This window comes from Plesiocystis pacifica SIR-1, from assembly GCF_000170895.1.
GTDB lineage: Bacteria > Myxococcota_A > Polyangia > Nannocystales > Nannocystaceae > Plesiocystis > Plesiocystis pacifica.
Map to the genome: position 1 here is coordinate 48,273 of NZ_ABCS01000031.1, position 20,089 is coordinate 68,361.

General features: G+C 71.2%; 14 protein-coding genes and 1 pseudogene. 4 read left to right on the plus strand and 11 right to left on the minus strand.

What is annotated here, in order from left to right:
• Positions 1-60: 60 nt before the first annotated feature.
• The 4 genes and pseudogenes from PPSIR1_RS17600 to PPSIR1_RS17615 all read right to left on the minus strand — a co-directional run bounded on the left by PPSIR1_RS17600 (position 61) and on the right by PPSIR1_RS17615 (position 6,533).
• Positions 61-3,182, minus strand: a pseudogene (locus PPSIR1_RS17600) (efflux RND transporter permease subunit).
• The gene (locus tag PPSIR1_RS17605; protein WP_006972460.1) at positions 3,182-4,819 is read right to left on the minus strand and encodes an efflux RND transporter periplasmic adaptor subunit; all 1,638 of its coding nucleotides are present in this window, start codon (positions 4,817-4,819) and stop codon (positions 3,182-3,184) included. The pseudogene PPSIR1_RS17600 and the gene PPSIR1_RS17605 overlap by 1 nt, the downstream one beginning before the upstream one ends.
• Positions 4,816-6,099 (minus strand): TolC family protein, encoded by a 1,284-nt coding sequence (locus tag PPSIR1_RS17610; protein WP_086001432.1) that lies wholly within the window; start codon positions 6,097-6,099, stop codon positions 4,816-4,818. The genes PPSIR1_RS17605 and PPSIR1_RS17610 overlap by 4 nt, the downstream gene beginning before the upstream one ends.
• Positions 6,100-6,170: 71 nt before the next feature.
• Positions 6,171-6,533, minus strand: coding sequence for a hypothetical protein (locus tag PPSIR1_RS17615; protein WP_006972462.1), 363 nt, complete (start codon positions 6,531-6,533; stop codon positions 6,171-6,173).
• A gap of 176 nt (positions 6,534-6,709) precedes the next feature.
• On the opposite strand from PPSIR1_RS17615, the gene PPSIR1_RS17620 reads away from it, so the two are divergent.
• Entirely contained in the window at positions 6,710-8,575 is a 1,866-nt protein-coding gene (locus tag PPSIR1_RS17620) for a DUF4215 domain-containing protein (RefSeq protein WP_006972463.1), read from the plus strand.
• Positions 8,576-8,838: 263 nt separating this feature from the next.
• On the opposite strand, the gene PPSIR1_RS47970 is transcribed toward PPSIR1_RS17620, so the two are convergent.
• Positions 8,839-9,351 carry a hypothetical protein gene (locus tag PPSIR1_RS47970; RefSeq protein ID WP_157595661.1) on the minus strand — a complete coding sequence of 171 codons (513 nt, stop codon included), beginning with the start codon at positions 9,349-9,351 and terminating at the stop codon, positions 8,839-8,841.
• Between the two features lie 794 nt (positions 9,352-10,145).
• On the opposite strand from PPSIR1_RS47970, the gene PPSIR1_RS17630 reads away from it, so the two are divergent.
• A complete protein-coding gene (locus tag PPSIR1_RS17630) occupies positions 10,146-10,940 on the plus strand; it encodes an SDR family NAD(P)-dependent oxidoreductase (RefSeq protein WP_045116219.1) in 795 nt (264 codons plus the stop codon).
• A gap of 57 nt (positions 10,941-10,997) precedes the next feature.
• Entirely contained in the window at positions 10,998-11,732 is a 735-nt protein-coding gene (locus tag PPSIR1_RS17635) for a hypothetical protein (protein WP_157595662.1), read from the plus strand.
• Positions 11,733-11,744: 12 nt separating this feature from the next.
• Here the strand turns inward: PPSIR1_RS17635 and PPSIR1_RS17640 are convergent, their stop codons facing one another.
• The 4 genes from PPSIR1_RS17640 to PPSIR1_RS17655 form a co-directional block, all read right to left on the minus strand.
• Positions 11,745-12,722 carry a hypothetical protein gene (locus PPSIR1_RS17640; RefSeq protein ID WP_157595663.1) on the minus strand — a complete coding sequence of 326 codons (978 nt, stop codon included), beginning with the start codon at positions 12,720-12,722 and terminating at the stop codon, positions 11,745-11,747.
• Positions 12,723-13,069: 347 nt separating this feature from the next.
• Complete coding sequence (locus PPSIR1_RS17645) at positions 13,070-13,885, minus strand: hypothetical protein (protein ID WP_006972469.1); 816 nt, start codon at positions 13,883-13,885, stop codon at positions 13,070-13,072.
• A 47-nt stretch (positions 13,886-13,932) separates the two neighbouring features.
• On the minus strand, positions 13,933-15,546 hold the full coding sequence (locus PPSIR1_RS43045; protein ID WP_006972470.1) for a methyltransferase: 1,614 nt from the start codon (positions 15,544-15,546) through the stop codon (positions 13,933-13,935).
• Between the two features lie 62 nt (positions 15,547-15,608).
• Positions 15,609-16,955, minus strand: a complete 1,347-nt coding sequence (locus PPSIR1_RS17655; protein ID WP_006972471.1) for a cyclic nucleotide-binding domain-containing protein — start codon at positions 16,953-16,955, stop codon at positions 15,609-15,611.
• A gap of 479 nt (positions 16,956-17,434) precedes the next feature.
• Here PPSIR1_RS17655 and PPSIR1_RS47975 point away from each other — a divergent pair, with 479 nt between their 5' ends.
• A complete protein-coding gene (locus PPSIR1_RS47975) occupies positions 17,435-17,950 on the plus strand; it encodes a sterol desaturase family protein (protein ID WP_157595664.1) in 516 nt (171 codons plus the stop codon).
• Between the two features lie 4 nt (positions 17,951-17,954).
• Here PPSIR1_RS47975 and PPSIR1_RS17665 read toward each other — a convergent pair whose 3' ends face one another.
• Positions 17,955-18,686: a BtpA/SgcQ family protein gene (locus tag PPSIR1_RS17665; RefSeq protein ID WP_006972473.1), complete on the minus strand. Its 732-nt coding sequence runs from the start codon at positions 18,684-18,686 to the stop codon at positions 17,955-17,957.
• Between the two features lie 37 nt (positions 18,687-18,723).
• Complete coding sequence (locus tag PPSIR1_RS47980) at positions 18,724-19,947, minus strand: hypothetical protein (RefSeq protein ID WP_157595665.1); 1,224 nt, start codon at positions 19,945-19,947, stop codon at positions 18,724-18,726.
• Between the last annotated feature and the right edge of the window lie 142 nt (positions 19,948-20,089).

The following is a 20,089-nucleotide window of genomic DNA, read 5'->3' on the forward strand; positions in this document are numbered from 1 at the left end:
ACGCTCGCAGACCGCGACGGAGTCGGCGATGTTTCACGAGCGGCGCGCGAGCGATGGCGATCACGACGGTCCGCTGGCCGGGAGGCCCTCGGGCGCTCGCCCAGAGCCTCGCCCTTGCCCGACGCTCAGGTAGAGCACCGGCAACACCAGCAAGGTCGCCAGCGTCGCGCTGATCATCCCGCCCACGACGACGGTCGCCAGGGGCCGTTGAACCTCCGCGCCCACCCCCGTGTTCAAGGCCATCGGCAAGAAGCCCAGGGCAGCCACGGCGGCGGTCATCAACACCGGCCGCAGCCGGCCGACGGCGGCCTCGACGATGGCCGTCCGCGCCCCGGCGCCTTCGGCCATGAGCTGCTTGGCTCGGGACACCAGCACGATGTCGCCGAGCACGGCCACGCCCGAGAGCGCGATGAAGCCGACCCCGGCGGCGACGGACAGGGGCATGTCCCGGGCCCACAGCGCGAGCACGCCACCGACGGCGCCGAAGGGCACGCCGGTGAACACCCGCAGGGCGTCGATGGCTCGGCCGTAGGTGACGTACAAGAGCGCGAACACCAGGGCGAGGGCGATGGGCACGACGACCATGAGCCGGGCCTTGGCGGCCTCGAGCTGCTCGAAGGAGCCGGCGAGCTTGGTGTAGTAGCCGGGCGGGAGCTCGATGTCCTCGTCGAGGACCCGGCGCAGGTCGGCGACGAAGGAGCCCAGGTCGCGGCCGCGGACGTTGGCCTGGACGGTGATGCGGCGCTGGGCCCACTCGCGCTGGATGGTCGAGGGGCCCTCGACGACCGCGATCTCGGCGAGGCTCGACAGCGGCACCTGGCCGCCGGCGGCGGTCGGGACGAGCAGATCGCCGATGCGCTCGGCGGAGCTGAGGGTGGCGTCGTCGAGGCGCAGGACCAGCTCGAAGCGGCGCTGGCCCTCGACGACCTCGCCGAGCTTGCGGGTGCCGAGGGACTCGACCAGATCGAGGAGCTCGCCCACGGGGACGCCGTGGCGCCCGGCGGCCTCGCGGTCGATGTCGACGGTGACCATGGCCTGGCCCGTGATCTGCTCGACGCTGACGTCGGCGGCCCCGGGGATGGCCTCGAGGGCCTGGCGGATGGTCTCGGCCTCGCGCTCGAGGACCTCGAAGTCGTCGCCGAAGAGCTTGACGCCGACGTCCGTGCGGACCCCGGCGAGCATCTCGTTGACCCGCATCTCGATGGGCTGGGTGAACACGCTGCGCATGCCGGGCATGCCCTCGAGCTCCGCGGACATCTGCTCGACGAGCTCGGCCTGGGTCTCGCCGCGGCGCCACTGGTCCCGGGGCGTGAGGGTGATGAACACGTCGGAGACCTCGAGCCCCATGGGGTCGGTGGCGACCTCGGCGGTGCCCGTGCGCGTCCAGATCTCGTCGATCTCGTCGGGGAAGCGGTCGAGCAGGTGGCGCTCGATCTGGGTGCCGTAGCGCATCGACTCGTCGAGGGAGATGCCCGCGGCGCGCACGGTGTTGATGGCCACGGCGTGCTCGCTCAGGCGCGGGACGAACTCGGAGCCCAGGCGCGTGGCCAGCCCGCCCGCGCCGAGCACGGCCACGAGCGCGACCCCGAGGACCAGGCGGCGGCGGGCGAGGGCGGCCTCGAGCGCCCGGCGGTAGCCGGCCTCGAGGGACCGGGCCGCGCGGGTCAGGAAGCCGGGCTGGGCGTCTGGCGAGGGCTCGCGCCTGCGCTCGAGGGCGTAGCTGGCGAGCACCGGCATCAAGGTCAGGGACAGCAGCATGGAGCCGGCCAGGGCGAACAGCACCGTCAGCGCCATGGGCCGAAACAGCTTGCCCTCGACGCCGCCGAGGGTCAGCACCGGCAGGTAGACGATCGCGATGATCAGCTCGCCGAACAGGGTGGGGCGGCGGACCTCGACGACGGCGTCGCGGACGACCTCGACGACGCTGCGCTCGGAGCGGTCCTGCTCGAGGCGCCGGGCCGCGTTCTCGACCACGATCACCGAGCTGTCGACGACCAGGCCGAAGTCGATGGCGCCGAGGCTCATCAAGCTGCCGGCGACCCCGGCCCACAGCATCGCGTTGAACGCGAACAGCATGGACAGGGGGATGGCGCAGGCGACGATCAGCCCGGCGCGGAAGTTGCCGAGGGCGAGGAAGAGCACGGCGATGACCAGCAGCGCGCCCTCGAGCAGGTTTCCCGGACCGTGCGCAGGACGGCGTTGACGAGCTCGCTGCGGCTGTAGACCGGGGTCAGCTCGACGCCCTCGGGCAGGCTCGGGCGCACGGCGTCGAGGCGCTGCTCGAGGGCCTTGGTGACCTCGCGGCTGTTCTCGCCCATGAGCATGAAGCCCAGGCCGAGCACGGCCTCGCCCTCGCCGCCCGCCGTGACCCCGCCCCGGCGAATTTCGTGGTCCTCGCGGATCGACGCCACGTCGGACAGGCGCACGGGGGTGCCCTCGACCTGGGCGACGACCATGGCCTCGAGGTCCGCGAGCCCGGTGACCAGGCCCTGACCCTGGACCAGCTGGGCCTCGCCGGCGACCTCGAGCACGCCGCCGCCGACGTTGCGGTTGGCGTGGCGTAGGACCCGGGCGACGTCCTCGAGGGTGAGCTGGTGCTCGACGAGGCGGTAGGGGTCGACGACGACGTGGAACTGTTTCTCCTCGCCGCCCCAGGTGTTGATCTCGGCGACGCCCGGGGTCTGGAGCATCTGCGGGCGGATGACCCAGTGATGCAGGGTGCGCAGCTCCGCGGGCGAGAGGGTCTCGCTGCGCAGGGTGTACTGGAAGACCTCGCCCAGCCCCGTGGCCACGGGGCCCAGGCCGGGTCCGTGGATGTCCTCGGGCAGCTCGGCCTGGGCGACGCGCTCGCTGACGACCTGGCGGGCGAGGTAGATGTCGGTGTCGTCGTCGAAGATCGCGGTGACCTGCGAGAAGCCAAACTTCGAGACCGAGCGGACCTCGACCAGGCCCGGGAGGCCCGAGATGGCCTGCTCCACGGGGAAGCTCAGCTGGCGCTCGACCTCGAGGGGCGAGAGCGAGGGGGAGGTGGTGTTGACCTGGACCTGGACCGAGGTGGTGTCGGGGAAGGCGTCCATGGGCAGGTCGCGGAAGCTGACCAGGCCCAGGGCGACGAGCAGCGCCGCCGCGAGCAGCACGAGGGGGCGGTGGCGCAGGCACAGATCGATGAGCTGGGTCAGCATCAGCGGCCTCCCCCCTCGCCGCTCACTTCACAGCAGCCCGCGCCGATGCTGCCTGGCAGGATCTCGGTGCGCAGCAGCATCGCGCCCGTGGTCACGACCGCGTCGCCGCCGGCGATTCGCCCCTCGACCTCGACGGTCTCGCCCCCGCCGTGGCGCTCGACCACGCGCGGCTCGTAGACCCCGGGGGCGGTGCGCACGAACACCAGCTCGAAGGCGCCGACGCGCTGGACGGCGACGCGGGGCACGGCGACCACGGCCCGGCCGGTGCTCGTGGCGACGGTCCCGCGCATGAACTGGTTGGCGCGCAGGGAGCCCTCGGGGTTGGGGATGTCGGCGCGCACGGTGACGGTGCGGGTGTGGGGGTCGACCTCGGGGGCGACCCAGCGGATCGTGCCCTCGGCGACGGCCTCGGGGTGGGTGTGCGAGGCGACCGAGAGGGTCTGGCCCAGGGCGACGTGGTCGGCGTAGTCCTCGGCGAGCTCGCACACCGCCCACATCTGGGAGGTGTCGCCGATGGTTGCGAGGGAGCCGGCGTCGCCGGGGGTGTCGGCGTGGGCGAGGGTCCCGAGCACGGCCGGACGGCGCAGCACGGTGCCGGCGATGGGCGCGGTGATCGTGTAGCGGCCGACCCGCCCCGAGCTCCCGGCCCCGGTCATGTCGAGGGCCGCGCGGGCGGCTCGGGCCTCGGCCTTGGCGCTGGCGAGCTCGCGCTGGGCGAGCTCGAGCTGGCGCTGGGAGGCGATGTCGGCCTCGCGCAGCTCGAGTTGGCGATCGAGGTTGGCCTGCGCCGCCTTGACCCGCTCGCGGGCGCTGAGCAGGCCGGCCTGGACAGCACCAATGTCGACGCTGTCGAGCTCGAAGAGCGGATCGCCGAGCTCGACGCGGTCGCCGACCTGGGCGTGGACCCGACGGATGACCCCAGGCACGAGGGCGCGGACGTCCGCGATGCGATCGGTGTCGTACTCGATGTGCGCGGCGCAGCGGACCTCGCTGGCCGCGATCGCGCGCTGGGCCGTGACCGTGCGGATGCCGGAGATGCGCTCGAGCTCCGGGTCGCGCAGGCGGACGATCCGGGCCTCGAGGGCGGCCCGCTCTGCGCCGGGCGGGGGCGTCGCGGGGTTGCAGATCGGGCACACCGACTCGGGGAAGGCATGCTCGGCGCACCAGTCCCCGGAAGCCTTGTACTCGGCGATGAGCCCGGGGTTGCACTTCGTACACTTGGACTCGGGCAGGGCATGCTCGACGCACCAGTCGACGGGCTCGGGGGCGGCGTGGTCGTGGTCGTGGGCGTGGTCGTGGCCGTGCTCGTCTCCTTCAGCCGTGGGCTTGGGCTGGGGGTTGCAGCTAGGGCACACGCTCTCGGGGAAGCCATGCCCCGCGCACCAATCCCCGGACGCTTTGTACTCGGCGACGAGCTCGGGGTGGCACTTCGTACACTTGGACTCGGGCAGGCCGTGGCCTTCGCACCAGTCGAGGGCGGCCGGCTCTTGGTCGTGGCCGTGGTCGTCGTCGTGGCCGTGATCGTCGTGGACAGCGCGGCCCTCGGGTCGGCTTTGTTGGTCGCGCGGCGCGTCGCAGGCCGGGAGCCCGAGCACGCCGACCGCGAGGACGAGGCAAGCGAGGAGCAGGCGGGTCATGGCTGCACCCCCTTCGTGGCCGCGAGCTCGACCCGCGCCGCGGCGGCGGCGTGGAGCAGATCGATGTAGTCGAGCCTCGCCGCGACGAGCTCGAGGCGCACGACCAGGACCGCGTCGTAGGCGACCGCGCCCTTGTCGTAGCCGACGGTGGTCAGCTCGGCGGTGCGCTCGAGCTGGGCGAGGCCGTCGCGCTCGAACTGCAGGGCCGCGTCGGTGGCCCGGCGCACGAAGGCCTCGCCCGTGTCCGCGGCGACGGCCGCGGCGCTGCGGGTGGCCTCGAGCGCGGCGTCGACCTGGGCGGCCTCGGCCCGGGCGACGGCGACCTCACCCTGTCCGCGGGCGAACACGGGCAGGGCGATGCCGACCACGCCGAGGACGACGTGCTCCGACTCTTCGAGGGTGTAGCCCAGGCCGAGGGCGACTTTGGGGGCCCGCTCGGACCGGCCGAGGGCCTCCCTGGCCTGGGCGCGGCGACCCTCGGCCTCGAGGGCGCGCAGATCGGGGCGGGCCTCGAGGGAGGCCGCGCCCGGGTTCCCGTCGATGGCGGTACCTTCGACGGCCAGCTCGCGCAGGTCCCCGACGAGCTCGAGGCGGGTCCCGGCGGCGTAGCCGAGCAGCGCGCTCAGCTGACCCTCGACGCGCTCGAGCCGAGCCCGATCGCGCTCGAGCTCGAGGGCCGCGTGGGCGCTGGCCAGGGCGGCGCTCGACTCCTCGAGCCCGCCGACGTCGCCGAGCTCGTGGCGGCGCCGGGCGACGCCCTCGGCGGCCTGGGCCAGGGCGAGCTTGTCGACGGCGATCTCGACGCGGCGCTGCCAGTAGAGCCCCTCGACGAAGGCCAGCCCGACCTCCCGGGTGAGCAGGCGGGCGGCGTCCTCACGGCGGGCGGCGCTGGCCTCGACGCGGGCCTCGGCGGCGTCGACCCGGTGGCCGCGCTGGCCCCCGGTCTCGAGCCACTGGGTCGCGCGCACGCCGACCTGGGCGCGGGTCTGCTCCCCGCCCAGGCGCGGCCCGGCGCTGACCATGACCTGCGGGTTGGTGGGGTAGACCTCGGCCGCCTCGACCTGGGCGCGGGCCTCGGCGACGCGGGCCTCGGCGACGGCCAGGGTCGGCCCGTGGGCGCGGGCGCGCTCGACGGCCTGGGCGTAGGTCAGCGGGACGCGACCGGGCTCGGCCGCGTCCGTCGGCGCTGGTTGGGGTTGGGGGGCTTGGCTAGCGCGGGCGGGGGACGCCCACGCGAGCACGCATGTGAACAGGCTGATGAGCCTCGTCGTTCGAACCATCTTTTCGACTCCCAAGCGCGGGGCTGCGCTCGCGCGCGCCCAGCTCAAACTGAAACCACGGGGGATTCAGCTCAGGCCTGGGGGGGTCGGAACACGTCGATGAGCTGGCGGCGCCCGGCGGCTTCGGGGGCCGGCGGGTCGGCCGTGGACCGGGCGAGCAGGTCCCGGCTGGCGAGGCGATGGAAGTCCACGAGGGCGATGGTCCGGGCGCCACAGCACCCGTCGCAGTCGTCGCAATCCTCGCAGTCCTCGTCCTCGCAATCGTCGCAGTCTTCGTCTTCGCAGTCGGCGTCCTCGACGGACTGGGCGGACTCGGCGACCTCGCACGGGCACGCAGACGCGCAGACCTCGGCGGCGACGAGGCGCTGGATCGGGCCGCCGCCGAAGGGCAGGGCCACGAGCACCAGCAACCACACGAGCATCACGCGCATCATGCTTTGCGTGCCTCGTGTACGGGCCATGACCGGTAAATAGCAGAGAACCCCCGGGGTCGGCAACGCGGAGCCAGTAAACCGGAGTGATCCGATTGCCAGTCCGAGCCTGCGAGCGGGCTCGCGCTCAGATTTTTTCATCGCTTTCGGCCAGCTGGGGCCCTCAATCCCACGCTGCCATGTCTTCTCACATTCGTCTGTCCTCCGTCGCCGCCACCGCCCTCGTCTCGCTCACCGCATGCTCGTCTTCGGGCGGGGACATCAACCAGGTCCAGGAGAGCATCACGACCTTCGAGACCGCGGCCACCGTGGACGACGGCAACGACGAGATCGACGGCGACACCATGGGCGGCGAGGAGGAGACCCTCGACGAGGGGACGGACTCGTCGGAGAGCGGCGGGGTGCCGCCCAACTGCGGAGACGGGATCCTGACCACCGACGAGGCCTGCGACGACGGCAACACCGAGGACGGCGACGGCTGCTCGGCCGACTGCCTGACCGTCGACCCGGGCTACCAGTGCCAGCCGCCCGGCGAGCCCTGCCAGATGGTGGTCATCTGCGGCGACGGCCTCGTTCAGCTGCCCGAGCTGTGCGACGACGGCAACACCGAGGACGGCGACGGCTGCTCGGCCTTTTGCAAGGTCGAGATCGGCTGGGACTGCCAGGGCGAGCCGACCAGCACCTGCGAGGAGACCGTGTGCGGCGACGGGATCATGGAAGGCGCGGAGAGCTGCGACGACGGCAACGCCATCCCCCTCGACGGCTGCGATGACCAGTGCCAGCAAGAGCCCAACTGCCCGCCCATGGGCGCGTGCAGCTCCGAGTGCGGCGACGGCCTGGTGCTCGGCGAGGAGTGCGACGACGGCAACACCCTCGACGGCGACGGCTGCTCGGCGGAGTGCACCGTCGAGGACGGCTTCGTGTGCGGCCAGGAGGAGTGCGAGATGATCAACGGCGAGTGCATCTTGCGGGTCAACTCGGTCTACCGCGACTTCTCCTCGAACCACCCCGACTTCGAGACCAGCCAGGCTTACGGCTGCGTCACCGACGGCAGCCCGCCGGTCAACGCCCAGACCAAGGCGACCTTCGACATGGTCGCGCCGACCCTCGACGCGGACATCAAGCCGCAGTGGGCCGCGGGCAACTGCGCGAGCCAGAGTAACTTCGACCAGTGGTACCGGGACGTGCCCGGGGTCAACACCACGGTCAGCTCGACCATCCCGCTGTTCCCCAACGGCGAGGGCGGCTTCGTCAACCGCTTCGGCCCCAACGGCGAGACCTGGGTGGCGCTGACCAACGTGCAGTGGGCGGCGAACACCCTCGCCGAGTGCGAGGCCATGGGCTGCGTGCCCTGCCCGTGGGACGCCAACGTGGGCTGCTGGGCCGACGAGGTCCACTACGACGGCACGCCGCTGTTCTTCCCCATCGACGACATCGGCGGGCAGTTCTCCCCGGCGCGCATCCCCGAGCAGTACGGCTACCCCGGCTGGCCGTGGGAGAGCGAGGTGCTCGGCAACAACGTCCAGCACAACTTCCACTTCACCAGCGAGATCACCTACTGGTTCATCTACGACGAGGACGTGCCCGCGACCCTCGACTTCACCGGCGACGACGACGTGTGGGTGTTCGTCAACGGCTCGCTGGTCGTCGACCTGGGCGGCATCCACGTGCCCATCGACGGCAGCGTGACCGTCGACGCGCAGCTGGCCGGGACCCTGGGCCTGGTCGACGGCGAGGCCTACCGCGTCAACGTGTTCCACGCCGAGCGCAAGACCGAGGGCTCCTCCTTTCGCCTGACCCTGTCGGGCTTCGACACCTCGCGCAGCGAGTGCATCCCGATCTGCGGCGACGGGGTCGTGTCCCTCGGCGAGCAGTGCGACGACGGGGTCAACGACGGCGGCTACGGCGAGTGCGGCGAGGGCTGCATGCTCGACGAGTACTGCGGCGACGGCATCGTCCAGGAAGAGTTCGAGGACTGCGACGACGGCAACTTCTACAACGACGACGAGTGCCCCTCGTCGTGCATCATCGTCGTGATCCCCTGAATGGACAGAGGTCGGCCAGAACTCGTTTTTGGCCGACCTCGGAGTTGCTCTCCGAGCCCGTTTGGCGCTCGCGCGCCGGCCTGCGTACCCTGACGCCATGCAGGGGCAGGGCCGGCGCGTTTTTGTGGCCGGGCTGGGGGCCGCTCCTGACTGGCCAGCGTGGATCGAGGCGCCCGAATTGTTCGAGGCCCTCGAGCAGCGCGCCCGCGTGTAGCGGTCGCGCCGTCGAGAGCCTCGTCCCGTTGAAGGGGAGAGGGTCGGCCTCAGCCAGCCTCGGCCTTGGGGGCCTCGGCGGGGGCGTCGCCAGCGGGGGCGGCACCCTCGGCGGCGGGAGCAGCCGCGTCGCCAGCGGGGGCGGCACCGTCAGCGGCGGGGGCGGGCTCGGCCGGAGCCGCGGCGGAAGCCTCGACCCACTTGCCGTTGGACAGCTCCACGCACATCTCCTTGGCGCCGTCGGCATCCATGGCGTCCTCACCGGTGGAGTAGTAGTGCTGCGACTGCCCGTCGCTGCGCTCACAGGTGCCGATCTTGTTCTCCGTGGGGCACTTGTCGTCCGACCAGACGTTCTTGCCGCCACCGGTCTTCTCGCAGAAGGACTTGCCGTCTTTGGCACCCTCGGCGGTGTAGTCGGAGCAGGTGCTTCCGGTCGGACCACCCTCTTGGCAGCTGCCGGGCTTGGCCGCCGCATCGGCGCCCGCGGCCTTGTCTCCGCCGCTGTCGCAGCCGAGGAGGGAGAGGCCACCGAGGAACGCGAGTGTGATGAGTGTGTTCTTCATGGTCACGGACTTCATAGGGGAATGCCGTCGACAGGTACAGCAAAAAAGCGCCTGGGGGCCGCTCTGGGCCATCGGATCAGTGGCGATCCATCGCTCTCGGGAGCCGAATTCGTGGTGGATGGGCCATGTTGGAGCCCCGCAGAGAGGGAGTCGGGGGTGTCAACGACCCGCTCTCGGAGCAGGGGCGGCCCCATCGGCGACCGCCGAATTTGGCGAACTCGCCCCCTGGTGTGATGAGAACCCCGTACACGGCCATGGCCGGAGGGGATGCTCGCTCCTTCAGCTCGCCGGGTCGTGGCGTCTGCGTGTGCTCCCGGCTGTCGCGGCGATCGGTCTCGCCCTCGTGGTGTTTCCAGTCTCGGGTCAGGACGATTTTTCATCACCCTGTGGCCCGCGACGACCCTCGCCGAAGAGGGCGAGCTGCTCAACTACGACGGCGAGCAAGTCGAGCAGTCTTCGGATGCTCGGGGCGCGGCAGGTCGAGGCTCGGACGCCCTGGGGCGTGGCCTTGGCGACCCGCGGGATGCTCACCGCTCCCGCGCGTGGTCGGGCGCGGGCTCTCGTGCCTCGGGTTGACGGGCCTGGTCATGGCGCTGCGCCAGGCCTACTTCGGCGCGCCCTGGCCCTTGTCGGTCAGCGCGAAGATCGTCGTCGGTGAGCCTGCCGGGGCGCGGGTCGTCTCGGGTCTGCGCTACCTGCCGGCCTGGAAGCGGGGTGGATGTTTGAGTCGTGGACGCGGGGCAGGGAGGGCGTGGCGTCGTCCACGACGGCTAAATCTGAGATACCCTCGGACCATGAAAACAGCGCTCGTAACTGGTGGAACTCGGGGGATTGGGCTGGGCATCGCAAACAGCCTCGCTCGCGACGGCTACGCCCTGGTGCTCGGCTACAACTCCAACCACGACGCCGCCAAGGAGTCGGAGGCGAAGTTGAGAGAGGCCTACGGCGTCGAGGTCGCGACCGTGGCCGGAGACACCGCGAAGCCGGAGACCATGGCCAAGCTCTTCGACGTGGTCCGCGAGCGTTTCGACAACAAACTCACCGCCTTCGTCCACAACGCCGGGCTCTACGTCGGCGTGACCACCCCCAGCACCGAGGGCCAGCCGAACCCGATGGATCCCGACTTCGAGAAGGTCTGGGAGTACTACCAGCTCGTCTACCCGCGGGCCTTCAAGCGCGGGCTGAACGCGGCCCTGGCCTGCGAGGGCCTGCGCCACGTCGTGGCCATCTCGAGCCCGGGCTGCAACGCCACCCAGCCCCCGCAGGTAAGCTACGAGGCGCCGGGGCAGGGCAAGTCGGCCATGGAGTTCCTGGTGCGCCTGCACGCCCGGGCCCTCGCGCCCAAGGGGATCACCGTCAATTGCGTGATCCCGGGATATACGCAGACCGGCGCCTGGCAGGGCGTGCTCGCCAACACGCCGATGACCGAGGAGATGCTCGAGGGCATGATGCAGGCCTCGACGCCGATGCAGCGGTGGTTGCAGACCAGCGAGATCGGCAACGCGGTGGCCTTCCTGTGCTCGGATCAGGCGAAAGCCGTGACCGGGGTCGCGCTGCCCGTCGACGGCGGTCTGCACCTCGTGGGCTGAGCAGCCTGAGCCGGAGGCCTCGCAGCCCGTCGACCGGGCCCTCGAGTGGACATCGCCGTGCACTTCGGGCCTATCATGCAGCTCTCCATGGCCTCGTGGCGCAAGCACTGGTTCCTCGGCATACTCGTCATCCTCCTCGCGGTGTGGGGAGGGCTGGCCCTCGCCTATCTGTCTGGGGCCGAGGGCGTGACGGTTCGGGCCCGCGGCGGGCAGTCGGCCACGCTCGACTTCATGCGCGATCAGGAGGAGCCCGTGGTCCTGGGGCTCACGGACAATGTGGGCCTGGAGCTCGCTGATGGCGGCTCCGAGCCCGGTCGAGTCACCGGCCACATCGTCAGCCTCGAGTCGGTGCCCGTGCCGCTGTGCGTATGCGGCGAGAGCTGGAGCTCGATGGGTTACGGCGACGTCGGCTACCGGCAAGGCGACTGGTTGTTCCGCGCTCCAAAGGAGTTGATGTCGCGCGAGTCTCTGGACAGCGGCTCGGAGAGCTGGCGGGAGGCCGTGCTGACCCTGGCCTACAACCCGACGACCCGAGAGCGCGTCCTGCAGACTCCAGACGACACGCTCGAGCAGCAGCGAAGCTTGCTCGCCGAGCACGGCCTGGACCCCTCGGAGGCGCAGCGCCTCGACCTCGACCGGCTCAGCGACCTGAAGGTCGTGTCCATGCGGTCGGAGCGCTGCATGATCTACTTTGGCGCCTTCGTCCTCTCCGTGTCGCTGTGGCTGCTGATCGGTGGACCGATCGCGCTGCTCCAGCGACGCAGGCGACGAGCCCGAGCCGGCGGCGCGTAGCTCGTTCGCGATTCAGCGCGGGCAGGGCGTCTCGGCCAGGTCCGGGTTCTCGACGGCGTCCTGCTCGACGTCCTCGCGGTGGATCACGACCCGGTCCAGCAGCATGAAGTCGGCCCGGGCCGAGAGCTCGAGGACGTAGGCGCCCGGCTCGGCGAACTCGACGTAGATGTCGTGGGCGTCGTTGTCGCTGGTCCGCGTCGACCACTTCCACTCCGTCGCGCCCGAGGAGTAGACCTTGAGCCAGCCGTCGGCGGTCGAGCCGTTGGGGCAGGTCGCCTCGCTGACCTCGGGCAGGGCCTCGACGCCGGCGATGAAGTCCGGGTCCTCGCAGATCGGCTTGGGGTAGCGGCGGGTCTCGGGGTCGTTGCCCTGCTTGCCGTAGTAGTCGGTGGCGTCGACGAAGCGCAGCCAGATGTCGTTGTGCTCCGTGGGGTTGTCGCCCATGCCGATCCGAGTGCGCCACTGCACGCGGTAGCGCCCGGCCTCGTGGATGCCCAGGGACACGGCCATGAGCCCGTTGCCGGGCTGCTGGTTGAAGCTCGAGCGGGTCCACTGGATGTAGCCGCCGGCGTAGTAGCCCTCGACGTCCGTGGCGACGGCCCAGTCTTCGTTGATCGGCAGGGACTCACCCTCGAACACCAGCAGGCCCTCGGGGGAGACCTCGTAGTCGCACTCGAAGGCGGCGCCGGTCTCGGTCTCGGTCTCGGTCTCGGTCTCGGTCTCGGTCTCGGTCTCGGTCTCGGTCTCGGTGCTGCCCGTCGAGTCGGTGTCGTCGGTGCCGGAGCTCTCGCTGTCCGACTCGCTCTCGCCGGCTTCGGTGCCGGTGCTCTCGGTGGTCTCGCCCTCGGTCGTCTCGGTCGCGTCTTCGCTCTCGGTGTCGGCGGCCTCGTCGTTGCCCTCGTCGCCGTCGCTACAGCCGACGGTGACGAGCACCAACGAAGCGACCAAGGCCGAGAAGGGGAGGCGGAGTCCAGCCAGCTGTTCGCGCATGCCAAGGATGTACATCAGCTCGCCGGGCCGCGCCTGCAAAGGCGACCTCGGTGATCGCAACGTTCCAGGGCTCACGCTCTATACGAAACCTTCGCGGCGGCAAAGCAGCGCTCAGATCAGCCATCACCGAAGCGAGGCTTCGGCCTACCAAGGGCGAAACAGCCCCCCCGCGGACTACCGAGCGCTCAGTTTCGTATCAGAGACTGTCAAGGAATCCACGCCCCCGCTTGCGGGGGCGACCACCAGCCTTCTCAAAGGCACGAACCCCATTGCCCACCAAGCCAAAGCGGAGGAGCGGAGCGACGAAGCGCCCCCGGTCCCAGATGGCTGTGGGGGCAAAGCAGGGCTCAGCCTTGGGGGCCGGAGGTGCTCTCGAAGCCCAGGGTGACCCGCAGGCGCTGGCCCGGGTTGGCGCCCACGGTGTTGCCCATGGTGGTGTGGGTCTGGAGGTCGCCGTCGATGGCGTTCTCGACGTTCTCCGGGACCGCGTTGTCGCCCAGGGTCACGAAGGAGGCGACGTAGTTGCCGAACTCCGTGTCCTCGTTGTCGAAGTTCAGGCCGATCTCGGCGAGGTTGAGGCCGCCGCCGGCGGGCATGGCCTGGCCGAACACGCCGGAGATGGTGAGGTAGCTGCCGTCGAGCATGAACTCGCCGTCGACGTCGGAGTAGTAGACGTCGTAGAACTCGGTCGAGACGCCCATGATGTCGAAGTTGGCGCCGCCGAGGGGGTCGTCCAGCTTGGTCGTGAGCTCGGGCCCGTCGACGGTGAAGGTGTAGGCCGTGGGCGCCTGGCCGCCGCTGCGCTCGTAGAAGGTGATGGACTCGAGCCCGGGCAGGTCGGTGACGGCGATGGGCTCGAAGGCGGCCGCGTCGGGGGTGGCGAAGTCGAACTTGGGGCCCTCCTCGTCCATGGCGTCCGCGCTCTCGTCGTCGGTGCTGGCGTCGTCCGTGCTCGTCTCGTCGGTCTCGGCCTCTGTCTCGGCCTCGGCGCTGCCAGAGTCCGTGCCCGAGGAGTCGGACTGGGTCTCGCTGGAGTCGGCGTCTTCGCCCTGCTCGTCCGCGCCGAAGGTCGTCTCGCTCGAGCGCTCGCCGTCGTCGCCGCAGCCCGCGAAGGCGCAGAGCAGGACCAGACAAGGCAGGGTGGAGAGCAGGCCGCGGGTCATGGGGCCCGACTAACACCGGGCAACGCGCGAGGGCAAGCGCTCCAAGGTCAGCGTCGGCGGAGGACCTGCAGCGTCACCTGCATGCCGCTCATGTCGATCCAGCCGTGGTCCTCGACGCGGAGCCCGGCCGAGCGACCGGCCTTGGCCGTCGCGCGGGCCGAGGGTGTGACCCAGACCAGGCGCCCGCCGGGGGCGAGGACCCGCGCGGCGTGGTCGACGAAGCGCGCGAGGCTGGCGTGCAGGCCGTCGGCTCCGAGGGCGGTGCGGCGACCCATGGGCGGGTTGGTGAGGATCACCTCGGCGCCCTCGGGTCCGGGGCTGCCGGCGTAGACGTCGGCCTGCGTCAGGCTCAGGTCGGCGCCCTCGAGGCCAGCGGCGGCGACGTTGGCCCGGGCGGCGGCGATGGCCTCGGGGCTGCGGTCCGTGCCGCGCAGGCGCAGGCCAGGAGCGAGGCGCTCGCACTCGATGAGCTCGGCCGCGCAGCCGCAAAAGGGGTCCCAGACGCGCTCGCCCGAGCGCGGCGCGGCGACCCGGGCCATGAGCGCGGCGAGGGTGGGGTGGGAGGAGGCCGGGAGCGAGGCGACGCGGTAGGCGAAGCGATCGCCGCGCTCGCGCGGGAGGCAGACCAGGCGCCCGCGGGCCTCGTCGACCTCGACGGTCCAGCTCACCCCGCGGGAGTCGTTGCGCAAGGCCGCGGCCCGGGCGTCGAGGGTCTGGGCGACTCGCCACACGAGCGCGCGCCGGTGGCCGCCGCCGACGAAGCTCAGGCGAAAGCGCACCGGGCCGTCGGTGAGGGCCTGGAGGGTCCGCGCGAGGGCGGGGGCCTCGACGCCCGCGACGACGCGCTCTCCGAGCTCGCCGCCCGGGGGGAGGGGGAAGACGAGGCCCCAGTCCAGGGGCGTGCGCAGGCGCTGGAGCTCGGCGGGAGAGCCCTGCCCGCGCAGGTGGACCGCCTGCTCGCCGAGGACCTGCACGCGCTCGAGCCAGCCCTCCGACAGCAGCGCGCGGGCCTCCTCGGCCACGAGCCGGCCCGCGCCGCGGCAGCGCAGGCGAACCTCGGCGGGGTGTTCGAGGGTCGGCGCGAGCGCGAGGGGGCTCGGCAGCGCGCTGGCCTGGCGGCGCTCGAGCAGGGTCCGGGCCCGGCCTGCGCGGCGCTGCAGCTCCGGGTCGGGGTTGTCTCTGAGGGCGTCGAGGAGCTCGAGCGAGGCCTCACCGCCGATGCGCCCGAGGGCCTCGACGGCCGCGCGCTGCTCGGGGAGCGCCGCCTCTCGGGCGACGCGGAGCAGGGCGTCCTCGTAGTCGCCGGGGAGCGCCTCGCCGAGCTTGCCCACGGCGCGCACGGCCTCGCGGACGACCCGGGGCTCGGGGTCCTCGAGGCTCGCGTCGAGCAGCTCCGGCAGGCCCGCCACCGGGACGCGCCCGGCGATGCGCGCGAGGCTCCGCAGGCGGAGGGCTCGCTCGGCGCCCTCTGCCTGGGCGAAGCTCTGCTCGAGCTTGCGCGCGACCCCGCCGTCTCCGCGGCACAGGGCCGCCGCGACGACCTTGGCCTGCGCGGGCTCGCGTCGAAGCGCGCGCCACAGCTCGAGTAGGCGCGCGACGTCGCGGGCCCCGGGGGTGAAGCCGCGGTCGCGGCAGCGCTCGAGCAAGGCCTGGTCGCTCATCGGGCGCTTGTATGCGGGGACGACCCAAACGGCAAGTCAGCCCGGCAAGTCAGCCCGGCGAGTCAGCCTCCGAGGGCGCCGCGCAGCCAGCCCATGAAGCCCGCCCGGCCGCCGCCCTGTTCGGGCGGGCCGAGGCGAACCAGCGGCACGACGGCATCCTCCTGGCCGTCGAGCATGGGCATGATCCGTCGGATGCACCCGCCGCAGCCCGTGCCGCAGCCCGTCGCCTCCTGGAGCGACTCGAGGGTGTCGACGCCGCCCGCGATGCAGCCGACCAGGGTCTGGCGATCGACGTTGAGGCAGCGGCACATGACCTTGTCCGGGGCGAGCTTGGCCGTGGCCTTGGCCGCCTTCTTGAGCAAGCGCCGCTGCGAGAGCGAGAGCGGGCTGCCGTCCAGGGCCAGGGTCTGGAGGCCGCCGACGTCCTCGTAGTGGCCGTCGTCCTCGAAGCCGACGATGCGGCCCTCGGCGTCGAGGTGGACCGGGGTCGCGGCGGCGATGTGCACGGTCTCGTGGACCTCGCTGCCGGTCTGACGCAAGGCGTAGCGCCCGTCGGGGCGGCGCAGGGCGACGAGCTCGCGGCCGTCGTGGAGCGCGAAGGTGGTCTGGATGCAGACCTCGCCGTCCTCGACGACGGTGTGCTGGCTGGCCAGGCCCAGGTGCGGCAGCTCGCGGCTGCGGATCAAGCTGCGCAGGAAGGCCTCGAGGGAGGGGTCGGCGGCGCGGAGGGCCCGGACCCGTTCCGCGGGCACGAAGGCGGCGCGGAGGTGGTGTTGGCCGACGACCGAGGCGTTGCGCGGCGCGTCGTTGAGCACCCCGGCCTCGCCGAAGCACTGGCCTGGGTAGAGGGTCGCGACGTGGACCGGCTCGCCCTGCTGAGACAGGACCACGTGGGCCTGGCCGGCGAGCACGAGGTAGAGCCCGTCCGCGGCCGCGCCCTCGCGGAACGCGAACTCCCCATCCTCCCAGGAGCGCTCCTCGCTCACGGCGAGCAGCGCCCGGAGCGGAGCCAGGGTGCGCCCCAGGCGGTTGCGCGTCCGGGCGGCGGACAGCGCCTCGAGGGCCGCGCGGCGCTGCTCGAGCAGCTTCAGGAAGGTGCTCCGATCGACCACGAGCACGCGACAGTCGGTCTGGGCGACGAGCGTCGCGTTGCGTTTGCCGCTCCCCCCCGGCATCAGGGCCTGCTCCCCGACCAGCGCGCCGGGCCCCTCCGTGTCGAGCAGGGTGCCGTCGGCCGCTCGGATCTCGAGGGTCCCGAGGGTCAGCAGGTAGGCTGCGTCGCCGTCGTCCCCGACCGTGCACAAGCGCTCGCCCGCGGCGAGGGAGCGGGTCTCTAGCTGTCGAACCAGGCGGACCAGGTGCCCCGCCGTCTGAATGGCGGTGAGCTGGCTGCGCTGAAGGATGGTCATCAAGGATGTGGACATGGCGGCGTGAACTCCATTCGTCCCAGGCGCGCACGTCGGGGACGAGTGCTCGCAGTGTAGTGCGTTTTTAAATTGCGGCTTATGTTGATACTGCGAAATCCGTATGCTGAAATGGCATCGAGACTTTTGAGGAAGTGTGATGTAAAATCGGCAGCGTCGACATGGACTCTGCAAACCTCGTGACCGAAGCCCTCACCAACGGTGCCTTCTTCCTCGGCCGATCGTGGACGCGCTACCTCGTGGTCTGCGGCGGGGCCTTTGTGCTGTTCTGGGTGGTGTTCAAGGAGCGTTTTGCGCACCGGCGGATTCAGCGCCAGAACCCCGAGCGGCGCACTCTGCTCAGCGAGTTCCGGAACTCTCTGCTGGGAATCATCTTTTTTCTGCTACCGAGTGTCCTTTCCACGCCGCTGTACCTCAGCGGTCACATGAAGCTCATTACCGACCCATCGGCGACGAGCCCCGCGATGATTGCGCTCAGTTTCGTCCTGTTCGTCATCGGCGCCGACACCTGGTTTTATTGGACCCACCGCGGGATGCACCACAGCAATGTCTATCGATTCACCCACGAGCTGCACCACCGGTCCAAGCAGCCCTCTCCCCTGGCCGGGTACGCCTTCAGCGCGATCGAGGGCTTCGTCCTGGGGCTCTACCTCCCGCTCGTGCTGCTCGTGTTCCCGGTCAACCGGGTGATGCTGTGGATCTTCGTGTTTTGGTTCACCTTCCTCGAGGCCTACGTGCACCTGGGCTTCGAGGTCCTGCCGCGCTGGATCGCCCGCAACCCCGTCACCAAGTTCCTGGGCACGGCCGTGTTCCACGACATGCACCACGAGAACGGGGCCTACAACTTTGGCGTCTACTTCACGTGGTGGGATCGGATGATGGGCACCATCCACCCGCAGTACACCGAGCGCTACGAGCAGGTGACCGAGCAGCGCCTGTTGTGGCGGGCGCCCGTGGACGGAGTCGAGGACTCGGTCTGAGCCTTCAGCCGGCGTCGATGCGGGCTTGCAAGCGCGCGACTCGATCGGGATCGAGCACGCCGAACTCGCGCTCGATGCCCGTGCCGACCAGGAAGGCGTCGGTGAAGTCGAGGTAGTCGGCCACGTTGTCGAGGGTCACCCCGGAGGCCAGCGCGAGGGCGGCTCCGTCCCTGCCCGCGAGGCCCTGGCGCATGCGCGCGAGCTTGTCGCGGTGGGCCGCGATGCCCGTGCCCGCGCCGCTCGTGCACACGACGTCCATGTAGCCGGCCGCGACCCGAGCGGCCTCGGCGAGCTGCTCGTCGGGGACTGGGCGTCGATACTTGAAGGCGACGCCGCCGAAGTAGAGGCCGTCCCAGTCGAGCTCGCGGCGGGCGTCGACGAAGGCCTGGGCCCGAGGCTGTTCGCGCGAGCCCTCGTGGACGTGGGCGTCGTCGGACCACAGCCCGTCGAGGCGCCCCGCGCAGCGCTCGAGGGCCCCGCGCAGGGCCTCGACGGGATCGAGGGCGAGGAGGTTGAGGCCGACCCACAGGCCGGGGTGGCGGGCGTGGACCTCGACGGCGAGGGCGAGGACCTCCTCGACGCGCATGCCCTGATCGATGAGGAAGACCCCGCGCACGCCGGCCGCGACGCAGACATCGACCGCGGAGATCGCCTCGGCGTGGCCGATGGGGTGGATCACGGGCAGCAGCACGCGGGGGACACGGAACACCTGATGGACGCGGGAGCGAACCGCCATGGTGTCTATTCCACACTGAGGCGTGGCGATGTCGAGCTCACTGCGGGTTGGGCGTGAAGCCGCGGATGGCGATGAGCCGGTTCCCGCCCCCGAAGGTCGTGAACAGGAAGTCGCCGCTGAGCGCGTCGAGGTATGCGCCCTCGGCTCCGGTCAGGCCGGTCACGAAGTCGCGGCGGCTGTCGACCACGGGGTCGCCGTTGTCGTCGGCGTCGTAGGCCGCGAGGGTGCCGGCGGAGTACTCCGAGACGAGCAGGCCGTCGACGGGGAAGCCCGGGTTGTCGGCGCCGATGTGCACGAAGCCCTCGGGGCCGCCGACGATCTGGGTCTCGAGGGTGGCCGAGACGATGTCGAACAGGCCGTTGCCGTCGGGGGCGAGCTCGAGGGTGTACCACTCGCCGCCGGACCAGCTGACCAGCTTGAGCTGACCCTCGCCGGCGAAGCCCGGGGGCACGAAGTTGAGGCCGCCGGGCGAGGGCGTGATCATGAAGGTGTCGAGATCGATGATCTTGTCCGTGGTCACGCTGCCGAGGGCCTGCTGCCCGAGCTCGTTGTTGGGCCAGCGCGCCAGGAACAGCACGTCGTCCGGGCCGTAGGTCACCCCGCCGTCGTTGAACGCGGCCTCGGCGAAGGGCTCGATCGGCGTGCCCGCCCAGCCCGTCACGTGGCAGCCCTCGTCGCGGGTGATCTCGACGGAGTAGAGCTGGCCGTTGGCGGTGTTGGCCGAGCCGCCGATGAGCAGCACGTTGGGGTCGTCGATCTTGACCGTGAGCCCGCCCCAGTTGCTGGGCACGGTGGGCAGGCTGCCGAGGTCGAAGCACTCGTAGAAGGGGGCGAACTCGTCGGTGAGCAAGATGCCCGCGTCGGCGCAGTCGACGGGGGGGACGGGGGGCTCGACGGGGTCGCACTCGAAGGGCGTGTCGGTGTCGGTGCCGGTGTCGGTCTCGGAGCCGGACTCGGTGTCGGTGTCGGTGTCGGTCTCGGTGCTGGACTCGGACTCGGTGTCGGTCTCGGAGCTGGACTCGGTGTCGGTGGCCGTCTCGGAGCTGGTGTCGGTGTCGGTGTCGGACTCGGAGTCCGAGCTGGAGCTGGAACCGGACTCGGACTCGGACTCGGACTCGGATCCTTCGGTGTCTTCGCTGTCACCGCTTTCACCGACCTCGTCCCCGGCCGCATCCTCGCCGCCGCCGCCGGGACAGGCGGTGAGCAAGAGCAAAGGCAGGCCGGCGCAGAGCCGGGGCGAGCGTCGCAGGGTCCATGGCATGGAACCACGCTAGCGCGGGAAGCTACCGCGCCGATAGCCGAGCGTTAGAGTGCCACCCTTCAGTCGAGGATGGGCGTTAGAGAGCTCCCACGAAGGCTCCGAGGCCCCGAGTGGGGCCCGACTATCGGGTTGGGGGACGATG

Excerpts from the sequence above, each read along its gene's own strand:
- PPSIR1_RS17630 (WP_045116219.1), top strand. The coding sequence starts at position 10,146 with ATGAAAACAGCGCTCGTAACTGGTGGAACTCGGGGGATTGGGCTGGGC.
- PPSIR1_RS43045 (WP_006972470.1), bottom strand. The coding sequence starts at position 15,546 with ATGAGCGACCAGGCCTTGCTCGAGCGCTGCCGCGACCGCGGCTTCACC.
- PPSIR1_RS17645 (WP_006972469.1), bottom strand. The coding sequence starts at position 13,885 with ATGACCCGCGGCCTGCTCTCCACCCTGCCTTGTCTGGTCCTGCTCTGC.
- PPSIR1_RS47975 (WP_157595664.1), top strand. The coding sequence starts at position 17,435 with ATGATTGCGCTCAGTTTCGTCCTGTTCGTCATCGGCGCCGACACCTGG.
- PPSIR1_RS17655 (WP_006972471.1), bottom strand. The coding sequence starts at position 16,955 with ATGACCATCCTTCAGCGCAGCCAGCTCACCGCCATTCAGACGGCGGGG.
- PPSIR1_RS17615 (WP_006972462.1), bottom strand. The coding sequence starts at position 6,533 with ATGATGCGCGTGATGCTCGTGTGGTTGCTGGTGCTCGTGGCCCTGCCC.
- PPSIR1_RS47980 (WP_157595665.1), bottom strand. The coding sequence starts at position 19,947 with ATGCCATGGACCCTGCGACGCTCGCCCCGGCTCTGCGCCGGCCTGCCT.
- PPSIR1_RS17610 (WP_086001432.1), bottom strand. The coding sequence starts at position 6,099 with ATGGTTCGAACGACGAGGCTCATCAGCCTGTTCACATGCGTGCTCGCG.
- PPSIR1_RS17640 (WP_157595663.1), bottom strand. The coding sequence starts at position 12,722 with ATGCGCGAACAGCTGGCTGGACTCCGCCTCCCCTTCTCGGCCTTGGTC.
- PPSIR1_RS47970 (WP_157595661.1), bottom strand. The coding sequence starts at position 9,351 with ATGAAGAACACACTCATCACACTCGCGTTCCTCGGTGGCCTCTCCCTC.
- PPSIR1_RS17665 (WP_006972473.1), bottom strand. The coding sequence starts at position 18,686 with ATGGCGGTTCGCTCCCGCGTCCATCAGGTGTTCCGTGTCCCCCGCGTG.
- PPSIR1_RS17605 (WP_006972460.1), bottom strand. The coding sequence starts at position 4,819 with ATGACCCGCCTGCTCCTCGCTTGCCTCGTCCTCGCGGTCGGCGTGCTC.
- PPSIR1_RS17620 (WP_006972463.1), top strand. The coding sequence starts at position 6,710 with ATGTCTTCTCACATTCGTCTGTCCTCCGTCGCCGCCACCGCCCTCGTC.